We start from the raw sequence: 11,870 nt of genomic DNA on the forward strand, positions 1-11,870 counted from the left end.
CCGACATAATCAGCAACAGGAAGTCTTCCCACCACAGCAGCCGGTGGGCGCTAAGCCCACTTTTTCCAGCGGGATCCCAAACCAGCGAGCCAGCTCAGCGCGTTTTGGATATCGCCCGGCCATTACCGTTTCACCGTCCAGCAACAGCAGCGGAAGCCCTTCTGCTCCCGAGGCTTCAAGGAAGGCTTTCGCTTTTTCGTTCTGAACGAAGCTCATGGGCTGCTGCGCCAGGTTGTAACGTTCCACCTGTACGCCGCGTCCTTTCAACCACTGCACATCCGCAGAAAAATCAACCAGAACCTGATCGACATCTGAACCACATACGCCGGTACTGCAGCACAATGCCGGGTCAAACACCGTTAACGTTTTCATTCTGAACACCTCACATTTGAAAAATCATATATGTTCAGGCAAATTTTTTTAGAGACAAATAGCCTTACCGCTACCAGAGCAATTTGCCGTTGCCAGCTTACGGGCGATGGCCTGTACGTCGTCCTGCTGGCTTAACCAGGCTTGCTCAATCACCTGAGCAGCCCATGACGGAATATGCGGGGAAAGACGATAGTGAACCCACTTGCCCTGCTTACGATCCTGCAATAGCCCACTTTCCCGTAGCATTGCCAGGTGGCGGGAGATCTTGGGCTGTGACTGATCCAGTGCCGTGCAGAGATCGCATACGCACAACTCTCCCATCTCTCTGAGCAGCAGTACGATGCCCAGACGGGTTTCATCGGAGAGGTATTTGAAGAGTTGTAAGGATGTTAGTGACATCAAACCTCCTGAGTATTTACCAACAGGATACCCGGCATGAACGAAAACTCAATACACATTCGGAAAAACACATATGTTTTTAATAATGGGTTTGAATCACGACGGATGCTTTACGTCTTATAAGGGGGAGGAAATTATTAGAATCACTAATACCCGATTAAAATTAGTTACTTGCCCCATCAGATCTCACCAGTAATAATACCGCCCAGAAACGTTACCAGGATAATAATCACTCACCAAAACAAAATGAAAATCTTTTTAGAAATAGTGGCGCTGTCAGTGCTATGGCTCGTCATCGGCTGGATCTTCTGTCGTGCATGGATGCGAGGCTGCAACGGGGAAGATAAATGATCAGATTGTCGCTTGAGGAAGTATTAGAAGGACTTGAACGTCATAGCTTTATCTTTGAAGACGAACAACAGCATTCTCTGATCGTATTTATACTGACCTGCATTTACGCCCAGGCGTCACAGGGTACAGGAGGCCAGCCAGATCACTGGAATGGCTAATTACCGCACCAGGGAGTACAGTCCTTTATTTTCCGGGATAAGAAATATCAGCAGTGACTAAATGCGTCTCTGATTTATCAGTTTGGATGTGATACGCAAAATTATACCGCTCCCCAGATGTAAACTTATTACTGATCCCATAAACCAGCAAAAAGAAATAATCAAGTAAAACAGAAGCTTGTTGTTCAAGGTAAAGGGAAGAGGTTACAAGGCTTTTAAAGGAGTGGAGCGGGCGAAGGGAATCGAACCCTCGTATAGAGCTTGGGAAGCTCTCGTTCTACCATTGAACTACGCCCGCTTTGAGGTGCGTAAGGCATTATAGACCTTACGCCTCTTCATACAAGCCTCTTCACCACTAAGTGGCGATAAAATAATCACTTAGCACTTCGGTTTGCTGCCGGGTGCCGGAAGATAACGCTGCGGATCGATGGCCGTCGCCTTATAACGAATCTGGAAGTGCAGCTTCACCGAATCCGTTCCCGTGCTGCCCATGGTGGCAATCTTCTGCCCTGCTTTGACGTTTTGCCCGTTATTGACCAGCATCGTGTCGTTGTGCGCATAGGCCGTGATGTAGTCTTCGCCATGCTTAATCATGATCAGGTTGCCGTAGCCGCGTAGCTGGTTACCGACATAAACCACCTTACCTGCGCCTGAGGCATAAACCGGCGTACCGCGTGCAGCGGCGATATCAATGCCTTTGTTCCCCCCTTCAGACAGGGAGTACGGCAGCACCACTTTACCGCTGGCTGGCCAAATCCAGCAGCGTTGACCGACCGGTGGCCAGGAGGACTGCGGCACCGCATAGGATGGCGTCACTTTAGCGGTTTTGCCTTTTGCAGAGGATTTTTTACCCGAGGTCGAACTGCCGTTAATCTTCAGCTTCTGCCCCACTTCGATGGTATACGGTGGAGAGATGTTATTCAGACGCGCCAGATCCTTCACGCTGGTCCCCGTCGCGCGCGAAATCCGATACAGCGTGTCACCGCGCTTAACGGTGTAGACCGAACCGGAATAGCTGCCCATATCTGAAGATTTACTCCCCGAACAGCCGGCCAGTAATAATGTCAGCGTCAGGCAAAAAATGGCGATGATGGGGTTTCTCGTCAGGCTTCCTGCAAACAAAACAGATCCTCGGTCAGCGTGAATGGCGCCCTATGATACCAGCCCTGGCAGAAATGGGTCAGCCCTTTTCCGCTCTGTGGGTCAAACCGTTCGTATAAGAATGCCGTATAATACTGCTCTGCTGATGGTGCAGAACCATCCGCATCGTTGGCACTGGAGCACGAATGAGTATTCAAGAACACGTTATTTTGGTAAACGACCAGGGAATGGTGATTGGCACTCAGGAAAAGTACGCCGCACACACCACCCAAACCCCTCTGCATCTGGCCTTCTCCTCCTGGCTGTTTAACGCCGAAGGGGAGTGTCTGGTCACCCGACGCGCGCTAAGCAAAAAAGCCTGGCCGGGCGTCTGGACGAATTCCGTCTGCGGGCACCCTCAAACCGGTGAAAAGACGGAAGAGGCGATTATCCGCCGCTGCCGCTATGAGGTTGGCGCTGAAATCACGGCGATTACCCCCGTGGCCGCCGAGTTTCGCTACCGCGAAACCGATCCTTCCGGGATTGTGGAAAATGAGATTTGCCCGGTATTCGCGGCACGTATTACCAGCGAACTGCGTATTAATCACGAAGAAGTGATGGAATTTGAATGGGTTGAGCTGGAATCGTTGTTCCAGGCCCTAAACGCCGCGCCCTGGGGTTTCAGCCCGTGGATGGTGCTGGAAGCAACGGTCGCACGAGACGCTTTGAGAGCGTTTGCCGCGCAATAAAAAAGCCCCTAACGGGGCTTTTTTTACATCTTAATGCCTTATTTCACCGGACGCATCGCCGGGAACAGGATCACGTCACGGATGGTGTGGCTGTTGGTGAACAGCATGACCATACGGTCAATACCAATACCCAGACCCGCCGTCGGTGGCAGGCCGTGCTCCAGCGCGGTCACGTAGTCTTCGTCGAAGAACATCGCTTCGTCATCGCCCGCTGCTTTCGCATCAACCTGATCCTGGAAGCGCTGCGCCTGATCTTCCGCATCGTTCAGCTCGCTAAAGCCGTTGCCGATTTCACGGCCGCCGATGAAGAATTCGAAACGGTCAGTGATTTCCGGGTTCTCGTCATTACGACGCGCCAGCGGAGACACTTCAGCAGGGTATTCGGTGATGAAGGTCGGCTGAATCAGGTGCGCTTCGGCCACTTCTTCGAAGATCTCGGTCACGATACGGCCCAGACCCCAGCTCTTCTCAACCTTGATACCGATGCTTTCCGCGATCGCTTTCGCAGAGTCGAAGTTATCCAGATCCGCCATGTTGGTTTCAGGACGGTACTTCTTGATCGCTTCGCGCATGGTCAGTTTTTCGAACGGCTTGCCGAAGTCGAACACTTCTTCACCGTAAGGGACCTGGGTGGTGCCCAGAATGTCCTGCGCCAGGGTACGGAACAGGGATTCAGTCAGCTCGATCAGATCTTTATAATCTGCATACGCCATATAGAGTTCCATCATGGTGAACTCTGGGTTATGACGAACGGAGATACCTTCGTTACGGAAGTTACGGTTGATCTCGAATACGCGATCAAAGCCACCTACCACCAGACGCTTCAGGTACAGTTCCGGCGCGATACGCAGGTACATGTCCAGGTCCAGGGCGTTATGATGGGTGATGAATGGACGGGCAGACGCACCGCCTGGGATCACCTGCATCATCGGGGTTTCCACTTCCATAAAGTCGCGGTTCACCATGAACTGGCGAATACCGGCCATGATCTGGGAGCGAATTTTGAAGGTCTTGCGGGATTCATCGTTAGAGATGAGATCCAGATAACGCTGACGATAGCGCGCTTCCTGATCCTGCAGGCCGTGGAATTTGTCCGGTAGCGGACGCAGCGCTTTGGTCAGCAGACGCAGCTCGGTACAGTGGATAGACAGTTCACCGGTTTTGGTTTTGAACAGTTTACCTTTCGCGCCAAGGATATCGCCCAGATCCCACTTCTTGAACTGCTCGTTGTAGATGCCTTCCGGCAGATCGTCACGGGAAACATACAGCTGAATACGGCCACCCACGTCCTGCAAAGTCACGAAGGAGGCTTTACCCATAATACGACGGGTCATCATACGGCCAGCAACGGCCACTTCGATGTTCAGCGCTTCCAGCTCTTCGTTCTCTTTACCGTCGAAGTCAGCGTGCAGTTGGTCTGAGGTGTGGTCACGACGAAAATCGTTCGGGAACGGCACGCCCTGCTCACGCAGCGCTGCCAGCTTCTCGCGGCGGGTTTTCAGTTCGTTGTTAAGATCGACTACCGCGTCAGCGCCCTGTGCTTGTTGTTCAGACATGTTGGTTCCTCATAACCCTGCTTTCAAACTTGCTTCGATAAATTGGTCCAGGCTGCCGTCCAGCACCGCCTGCGTGTTACGGGTTTCAACCCCGGTACGCAGGTCTTTGATGCGGGAGTCATCAAGGACGTAAGAACGGATCTGGCTGCCCCAACCGATGTCGGACTTGTTATCTTCCATCGCCTGTTTCTCAGCATTTTTCTTCTGCATCTCCAGCTCATAAAGCTTCGCTTTCATCTGCTTCATGGCCTGGTCTTTGTTCTTATGCTGGGAACGGTCGTTCTGGCATTGTGTTACCAGCCCGGTTGGAATGTGGGTAATACGCACCGCCGATTCCGTACGGTTAACGTGCTGACCACCCGCACCGGAGGCGCGATAAACGTCAATACGCAGGTCCGCCGGGTTAATTTCGATATCAATATCTTCGTCAACTTCCGGGTAAACAAACGCCGAGCTGAAGGAGGTATGGCGACGGCCACCGGAGTCGAACGGGCTCTTACGCACCAGACGGTGAACGCCGGTCTCGGTACGCAGCCAGCCGTAGGCGTAGTCGCCAATGATCTTGATGGTGACGGATTTAATACCGGCCACTTCACCTTCAGACTCTTCGATGATTTCGGTTTTGAAGCCGCGCGCTTCTGCCCAACGCAGGTACATACGCGTCAGCATGCTGGCCCAGTCCTGCGCTTCGGTACCGCCAGAACCTGCCTGAATATCGAGGTAACAGTCAGCGCTGTCGTATTCGCCGGAGAACATACGACGGAATTCCAGCTGCGCCAGCTTCTCTTCCAGCACGTCGAGTTCTGCCACGGCTTCGTTAAAGGTTTCTTCGTCGTCGGCTTCGACGGCCAGCTCGAGCAAACCGGAAACATCTTCCAGCCCCTGAGCCATTTGATCCAGCGTATCTACGATAGCTTCGAGAGAGGAACGCTCTTTACCCAGCGCCTGTGCGCGTTCAGGTTCGTTCCAGACGTCCGGCTGTTCCAGCTCGGCGTTTACTTCTTCAAGACGCTCTTTCTTGGCATCGTAGTCAAAGATACCCCCTAAGAACGTCAGAGCGCTCCGTGAGGTCCTGAATACGGTTTTTTACCGGATTAATTTCAAACATGGTCTGTTTTCTTTTATGGACTTGTCAAAATGCGGTGATAAGAGCGGGATTGTACCGAATCCACGCCCTTTTTTATAGAGATTACTGCCGCTAAATTGGCCAGATATTGTCGATGATGATCTGAAGGGTGCGGTTTCCGCGAAACTCGTTGATATCCAGTTTGTATGCCAGTTCGACCTCGCGCACGCCGTTGTCCGGCCAGATGGCCGTATCGACGTTGAAGGCGATGCCGTCCAGCAGCGGTCCGCCGCCAACGGGCTCAACCATGACTTTCAGATGACGCTCGCCGACGATACGTTGCTGAAGCAGGCGGAAACGGCCGTCGAACAGCGGTTCAGGGAACATCTGTCCCCACGGACCGGCATCGCGCAGCATCTGCGCCACGTCCATTGTCATCTCATGCGGTGAGAGCTCGCCGTCGGACACCACTTCTCCCTGCAACAAGGCAGGGTCAATCCAGTCGGTGACCAGTTCACCAAATAGCCGCTGAAATTCGTCAAATTTCGCCTCTTCCAGCGACAGACCCGCCGCCATCGCATGGCCGCCAAATTTGATCATCAGGCCCGGGTACAGCGTATCCAGACGCTCCAGTGCATCACGCATGTGAAGACCCTGAATCGAACGGCCAGAGCCTTTCAGCGTGCCGTCACCAGCCGGGGCAAACGCGATCACCGGGCGGTGGAAGCGCTCTTTAATGCGCGAGGCCAGAATGCCAACCACACCCTGATGCCACTCAGGATGATACATCGCCAGCCCGCCCGGCAGCGTTTCACCGCTGCGTTCGAGTTTTTCGCAAAGGGTCAGCGCTTCGGCCTGCATTCCCTGCTCTATCTCTTTACGGGTCTGGTTCAACGCGTCGAGCTCATTGGCCAGGACGCGCGCTTCGCCGATGTTATCGCACAGCAGCAGCGCCACACCGACGGACATATCGTCCAGCCTTCCGGCAGCGTTCAGACGCGGCCCGAGGGCAAAACCCAAATCACTTGCCGCCAGCTTGAGCGGATCGCGGTTGGCAATTTCCAGCAGCGCCTTAATCCCCGGACGGCACTTGCCCGCGCGAATGCGGCTTAAGCCCTGCCAGGTCAAAATACGGTTATTGGTATCGAGCGGCACGACATCCGCGACGGTACCCAGCGCCACCAGGTCGAGATATTCGGCCAGGTTTGGTATGGCGATACCGCGTGATTCGAACCAGCCCTTATCACGAAGCAGGGTCCGCAGCGCCAGCATCAGATAAAACGCTACCCCCACACCGGCGAGAGATTTTGACGGGAAATCGCAGTCGCGCAGGTTGGGATTGATGATCGCTTCAGCGTCCGGCAATGTTTCACCCGGCAAGTGGTGATCGGTGACCAACACCGGGATCCCCAGCGCGTGCGCATGATCGACACCTGCATGGGAAGAGATCCCGTTATCAACGGTCATGATCATCTGTGCCCCGCGGGCGTGAGCCTGATCGACCACTTCCGGGCTGAGGCCGTAACCGTCTTCAAAGCGGTTCGGCACAAGGTAAGTGACGTTATCGCAGCCCAGCGCGCGCAGACTCAATACGCTCAAGGCCGTACTGGTTGCGCCATCTGCATCGAAATCCCCTACCACCACAATACGCGTTCCCTCACGGAGCGCGTTGTAGAGCATTTCGATGGCTTTTTCGATGCCGTTGAGCTGCTGCCAGGGCAGCATCCCTTTGACGCTGCGTTCAAGATCCTCAGCACTGCGCACGCCGCGGCTGGCGTAGAGACGCTTCAGCAGGGGTGGGAGATCGTCTGGCAAATCAACCGGTTCAACCGCCTCGCGGCGGCGCAATTTTATCGGGGCTTTCACGCGGATTATTTACCACCAAACTGTTTCTGGTGCGCGTCGAGGAACTCTTTCATCTCTTTTGGTCCCTGGTAACCCGGCACAACATAGCCATTGCTCAGGACAATCGCTGGCGTACCGCTTACGCCAAACTGCACGCCCAGCGCGTAGTGGTTAGCAATATCGATATCGCAGGACGCAGGCTTAACCTCTTTACCGCTCATCGCATCGTCAAACGCTTTGTTGCGATCTTTCGCACACCAAATCGCTTTCATGTCTTGCTCTGGCTGGCTCTGCACGCCTGCACGCGGGAAGGCCAGGTAACGCACGGTAATGCCCAGCGCGTTATAGTCTTTCATCTGCTCATGGAGCTTGTGGCAGTAGCCACAGGTGATGTCGGTGAAGACGGTAATCACATGTTTTTCCTGCGCCGCTTTATAGACGATCATCTCTTTTTCGAGCGCATTCAGGTTTTTCATCAGCAGCTGGTTGGTGACATTGACCGGCTGCGCGCCGCTCACGTCATACATTGGCCCCTGAATAATATGTTTGCCGTCTTCGGTGACATACAGCACGCCGCTGTTAGTCAGTACCGTTTTCATCCCGGCAACCGGTGCAGACTGGATGTCGCTGCTGGTAACGCCCAGTTTAGCCAGTGACTGTTTAATAGCGGCGTCATCCGCATGGGCGAACCCGGTAAAAGAGGCTGCCAGCAGGGTGAACAGCGCGAAAGACTTTTTCATAGTTGATCCCGTTACAATTTGTCGGCACTCACGCACGAGGGTGGTGCTGTTGGTGTAGCTGCCGCAGGCGTTCCGTCGCGACATGGGTGTAAATTTGCGTCGTAGAAAGATCGCTGTGTCCCAGTAGCATCTGCACCACGCGTAAATCTGCGCCGTGGTTTAACAGATGCGTCGCGAAAGCGTGACGCAATACGTGCGGCGAAAGCTTTTCACTGTCGATACCCGCCAGTGTGGCGTAATGCTTGATGCGATGCCAGAACGTTTGTCGTGTCATCTGCTGTGCGCGCTGGCTCGGAAACAAGACGTCGATAGACACGCCATTGAGCAACCATGGACGGCCATGCTCAAGATACGTTTCCAGCCAGTAAACCGCTTCTTCTCCCAGCGGCACCAGCCTTTCCTTATTTCCTTTACCGATGACGCGCACCACGCCCTGACGCAGGCTGATGTCGCTCATCGTCAGGCCAACCAGTTCAGAGACACGCAAACCGGTAGCATACAATAGCTCAAGCATGGCTTTATCGCGTAACTCCAGCGGCAGGTCAACAGCAGGTGACTGTAATAATCTCTCAACTTGTGCTTCGCTGAGATCTTTCGGCAGCCGCTGCGGGAGTTTAGGGGACGCCAGCAGCGCACTCGGATCGTCTTCCCGAATCTTCTCACGGTAGAGATGCTGGAACAGCCGACGCATCGCGCTGAGCAAGCGTGCAGAACTGGTGGCCTTATAGCCCCCTTCAACCCGTTCCGCGAGCAGCGCCTGAAGGTCGTCGCTTTGCGCACTCGCCAGCGATAATTCGCGACGCGCCAGCCACTCCACCAGCATGGTGAGATCGCGCCGATAGGCACTGAGCGTGTTCTCGGCCAGATTTTTCTCCAGCCACAGCGCATCGAGAAACTGTTCAACGAGTGCGAGATCCTTTTCCACATCGGCCCCTTTGATTCTGCAGTCAGGCCATTATGCCTGATTGCGACCGGTTTCTGGTACACTACGCACAAAGTCAAAGCATGAATTGAGATAGTTACGCGATGAATATTGGTCTTTTCTATGGTTCCAGCACCTGCTACACCGAAATGGCGGCAGAGAAAATTCGCGACATCATTGGCCCCGAACTGGTGACGTTGCATAACCTGAAAGATGACGCGGTCGCGCTGATGGAACAGTACGATGTACTGATCCTCGGCATCCCAACCTGGGATTTTGGTGAGATACAGGAAGACTGGGAAGCTATCTGGGATCAGCTCGATTCAGTCAATCTCGACGGCAAAATCATTGCGATGTACGGCATGGGCGATCAGTTGGGCTACGGCGAATGGTTTCTTGATGCACTTGGCATGCTGCATGACAAACTGGTACCGAAAGGGGCGACGTTTATCGGCTACTGGCCAACCGAAGGATACGAGTTCACCAGTCAAAAACCGATCATTGCCGACGGCCAGCTGTTTGTCGGACTCGCGCTGGATGAAACCAATCAGTACGATCTCAGCGACGAGCGCCTGCAGGCCTGGTGCGAACAGATACTTGGCGAACTGGCAGAAAAATTTAGCTGAGTGGGCTACTCCTGCGTCGGCTGTTGCAACAACATCCGGCGCAGATCTCGCCATTCTGAAGCATCCATACTGTCAGCCGCCAGCCACAGGTGCTGGCAACGCCCGCCGTCCACATTGCGTAACCGTAACATCATGCCGGAGTTGAGCATCCATGGCATGCCCAGAATATCCCACTCTTTTCCCTGCCAGCGCAGGCGGGAATCCATCAGTAACTTGATCTCACCCTGACGAGCATTAATGCGACGCTGGCTGCGTACGCTGTCAAAAACGACAAACGAAAGTAACAGCAGCCACAGCGGCGTATAGCTCAGGGGCCATGGCATGAGTAACACGATGGCCGCAACCAGGCCGTGGAGCATTAACGACATCCACTGCGAGCGCCACGAGACGCGAAGATCAGATTGCCACAGGACCACGTTCCCGATTCCGTGTTTGAATTAATTGCACCATCCGTTGCAACTCGGTGTCGGCGGGTTTGCCGTGGTTCATCAGCCAGTTGAATAAATCCGGATCGTCAGACTCAAGCAGGCGAACAAACAGCCGCTTATCATCATCGCTTAAGCTGTCATACTCATATTCGAAGAAAGGCATGATGGAAATATCAAGTTCACGCATGCCGCGACGGCATGCCCAGTGAATACGGGCCTTGTTGTTAATATCCATGTTCAGTTTCCTGCATTACGTTTGGCACAGTCGGGCCCCCGTTCAGTGTTCTTTATTTCTCTACGGGGACACCAGCTAGTGTAACGTGTTTTTGACCGTTTCATTACTGGAATATTGCGATCAACGAGCAGGCTTCCAGAATAACCCCTACAAAGACAGCGGATTACACTATTTTGCGTAGCGCTACGCATAACCGGTTTATGGCACAAATGGTCTGCTGAAAGCGCTTGCATTGCCAGCAGGCTCTTTTACCATTAGGCATTATCAAAGCGTTAAGCAATTCAGGATATCGTTATGGCATTTACACCATTTTCTCCTCGCCAGCCCGCCGCCTCTGCGCGTCTGCCGCTGACGCTTATTTCTCTTGATGACTGGGCGCTGGCGACGCTCGCCGGCGCCGACGCCGAAAAATACCTCCAGGGCCAGGTCACCGCCGACGTCAGCCAGATGACCGAACACCAGCACCTGCTGGCGGCGCATTGTGACCCCAAAGGCAAAATGTGGAGCAATCTGCGTCTGTTTCGCCGTCAGGACGGGTTTGCCTTTATTGAACGCCGCAGCCTGCGAGATGCGCAGCTCAAAGAGCTGAAAAAGTATGCAGTCTTTTCCAAAGTCACTATCGTCCCGGACGACGAACATGTTCTGCTGGGCGTGGCGGGCTTCCAGGCACGTGCCGCGCTGAAAAATCTGTTTGCTGAGCTGCCGGATGCAGAAAAACAGGTCGTCAGCGAGGGGGCCACCTCCATCCTGTGGTTTGAACATCCGGCGGAGCGCTTCCTGCTTGTCACGGATGCCGCAACCGCCGAACGCGTCACCGAAGCACTGCGCGGTGAAGCGCAGCTCAACAACAGCCAGCAGTGGCTGGCGCTGAATATTGAAGCCGGTCTGCCGATCATTGACGCCGCCAACAGCGCGCAGTTTATTCCACAGGCTACCAACCTGCAGGCGCTGGGCGGCATCAGCTTTAAAAAAGGCTGTTACACCGGCCAGGAGATGGTGGCGCGTGCAAAATTCCGTGGGGCAAATAAACGTGCACTGTGGACACTGGCAGGTCATGCCAGCCGCGTACCGGAAGCGGGTGAAGATTTAGAGCTGAAAATGGGCGATAACTGGCGCCGTACCGGCACCGTGTTAGCCGCCGTACAGCTGGATGATGGTCGTCTTTTAGTCCAGGCCGTCATGAACAACGACATGGAAGCCGACAGCGTGTTCCGCGTGCGTGATGATGCGAATACGTTGAGTATTGAGCCGTTACCGTATTCGCTGGAAGAGTGATGCTGTATCGCCCGGTGGCGCTGCTGTATGACCGGATACATAGGTGACAGATCAGACCGGGAACATAG

The 11,870-nt window shown here is 54.1% G+C and carries 13 protein-coding genes and 1 tRNA gene; 3 read left to right on the forward strand and 11 right to left on the reverse strand.

Translation table 11 applies throughout. The features are described from left to right. Positions 1–9: 9 nt before the first annotated feature. The 4 genes from arsD to actS all read right to left on the reverse strand — a co-directional run bounded on the left by arsD (position 10) and on the right by actS (position 2,402). Positions 10–372: an arsenite efflux transporter metallochaperone ArsD gene (gene arsD / locus ACOTYN_RS04005; RefSeq protein ID WP_014885111.1), complete on the reverse strand. Its 363-nt coding sequence runs from the start codon at positions 370–372 to the stop codon at positions 10–12. Between the two features lie 48 nt (positions 373–420). Then, positions 421–771, reverse strand: a complete 351-nt coding sequence (arsR, locus tag ACOTYN_RS04010; protein WP_014885112.1) for an As(III)-sensing metalloregulatory transcriptional repressor ArsR — start codon at positions 769–771, stop codon at positions 421–423. 733 nt (positions 772–1,504) lie between these two features. After that, positions 1,505–1,578 (reverse strand) — tRNA-Gly (locus ACOTYN_RS04015). An 80-nt stretch (positions 1,579–1,658) separates the two neighbouring features. Beyond that, complete coding sequence (actS, locus tag ACOTYN_RS04020; RefSeq protein WP_023338764.1) at positions 1,659–2,402, reverse strand: amidase activator ActS; 744 nt, start codon at positions 2,400–2,402, stop codon at positions 1,659–1,661. A 164-nt stretch (positions 2,403–2,566) separates the two neighbouring features. On the opposite strand from actS, the gene idi reads away from it, so the two are divergent. Then, positions 2,567–3,109 (forward strand): isopentenyl-diphosphate Delta-isomerase, encoded by a 543-nt coding sequence (gene idi / locus ACOTYN_RS04025; protein ID WP_023337726.1) that lies wholly within the window; start codon positions 2,567–2,569, stop codon positions 3,107–3,109. A gap of 38 nt (positions 3,110–3,147) precedes the next feature. Here idi and lysS read toward each other — a convergent pair whose 3' ends face one another. The 5 genes from lysS to xerD all read right to left on the reverse strand — a co-directional run bounded on the left by lysS (position 3,148) and on the right by xerD (position 9,241). Next, the gene (lysS, locus tag ACOTYN_RS04030) at positions 3,148–4,665 is read right to left on the reverse strand and encodes a lysine--tRNA ligase (RefSeq protein WP_014885130.1); all 1,518 of its coding nucleotides are present in this window, start codon (positions 4,663–4,665) and stop codon (positions 3,148–3,150) included. Between the two features lie 9 nt (positions 4,666–4,674). Further along, positions 4,675–5,773 (reverse strand): peptide chain release factor 2 gene (prfB, locus tag ACOTYN_RS04035; protein WP_096059326.1). Its coding sequence is split into 2 segments (ribosomal slippage): positions 4,675–5,697 and positions 5,699–5,773, totalling 1,098 coding nucleotides; the frame shifts between segments, so codons are not numbered across the junction. A 90-nt stretch (positions 5,774–5,863) separates the two neighbouring features. After that, the gene (recJ, locus tag ACOTYN_RS04040) at positions 5,864–7,597 is read right to left on the reverse strand and encodes a single-stranded-DNA-specific exonuclease RecJ (RefSeq protein ID WP_032635612.1); all 1,734 of its coding nucleotides are present in this window, start codon (positions 7,595–7,597) and stop codon (positions 5,864–5,866) included. 5 nt (positions 7,598–7,602) lie between these two features. Next, positions 7,603–8,316 carry a bifunctional protein-disulfide isomerase/oxidoreductase DsbC gene (gene dsbC / locus ACOTYN_RS04045; protein WP_014885133.1) on the reverse strand — a complete coding sequence of 238 codons (714 nt, stop codon included), beginning with the start codon at positions 8,314–8,316 and terminating at the stop codon, positions 7,603–7,605. A gap of 28 nt (positions 8,317–8,344) precedes the next feature. After that, a complete protein-coding gene (gene xerD, locus ACOTYN_RS04050; RefSeq protein WP_014885134.1) occupies positions 8,345–9,241 on the reverse strand; it encodes a site-specific tyrosine recombinase XerD in 897 nt (298 codons plus the stop codon). A 101-nt stretch (positions 9,242–9,342) separates the two neighbouring features. Between xerD and fldB the strand changes: the two genes are divergently transcribed. Continuing rightward, positions 9,343–9,864: a flavodoxin FldB gene (gene fldB, locus ACOTYN_RS04055; RefSeq protein WP_050862328.1), complete on the forward strand. Its 522-nt coding sequence runs from the start codon at positions 9,343–9,345 to the stop codon at positions 9,862–9,864. Positions 9,865–9,869: 5 nt separating this feature from the next. On the opposite strand, the gene ACOTYN_RS04060 is transcribed toward fldB, so the two are convergent. Beyond that, on the reverse strand, positions 9,870–10,280 hold the full coding sequence (locus tag ACOTYN_RS04060) for a protein YgfX (RefSeq protein ID WP_014885136.1): 411 nt from the start codon (positions 10,278–10,280) through the stop codon (positions 9,870–9,872). Next, positions 10,261–10,527, reverse strand: a complete 267-nt coding sequence (sdhE, locus tag ACOTYN_RS04065) for an FAD assembly factor SdhE (protein WP_010435322.1) — start codon at positions 10,525–10,527, stop codon at positions 10,261–10,263. Before sdhE ends, ACOTYN_RS04060 begins: the two co-directional genes overlap by 20 nt. Positions 10,528–10,821: 294 nt before the next feature. On the opposite strand from sdhE, the gene ygfZ reads away from it, so the two are divergent. After that, on the forward strand, positions 10,822–11,802 hold the full coding sequence (gene ygfZ, locus ACOTYN_RS04070; protein ID WP_014885137.1) for a tRNA-modifying protein YgfZ: 981 nt from the start codon (positions 10,822–10,824) through the stop codon (positions 11,800–11,802). Positions 11,803–11,870: the final 68 nt, after the last annotated feature.

This window comes from Enterobacter cloacae complex sp. IR5458, from assembly GCF_049238025.1.
In the GTDB taxonomy this organism is placed as follows: domain Bacteria; phylum Pseudomonadota; class Gammaproteobacteria; order Enterobacterales; family Enterobacteriaceae; genus Enterobacter; species Enterobacter kobei.

Coding starts and splice junctions, on each gene's coding strand:
- arsD (WP_014885111.1), bottom strand. CDS start 372: ATGAAAACGTTAACGGTGTTTGACCCGGCATTGTGCTGCAGTACCGGC.
- idi (WP_023337726.1), top strand. CDS start 2,567: ATGAGTATTCAAGAACACGTTATTTTGGTAAACGACCAGGGAATGGTG.
- ygfZ (WP_014885137.1), top strand. CDS start 10,822: ATGGCATTTACACCATTTTCTCCTCGCCAGCCCGCCGCCTCTGCGCGT.
- arsR (WP_014885112.1), bottom strand. CDS start 771: ATGTCACTAACATCCTTACAACTCTTCAAATACCTCTCCGATGAAACC.
- dsbC (WP_014885133.1), bottom strand. CDS start 8,316: ATGAAAAAGTCTTTCGCGCTGTTCACCCTGCTGGCAGCCTCTTTTACC.
- fldB (WP_050862328.1), top strand. CDS start 9,343: ATGAATATTGGTCTTTTCTATGGTTCCAGCACCTGCTACACCGAAATG.
- sdhE (WP_010435322.1), bottom strand. CDS start 10,527: ATGGATATTAACAACAAGGCCCGTATTCACTGGGCATGCCGTCGCGGC.
- lysS (WP_014885130.1), bottom strand. CDS start 4,665: ATGTCTGAACAACAAGCACAGGGCGCTGACGCGGTAGTCGATCTTAAC.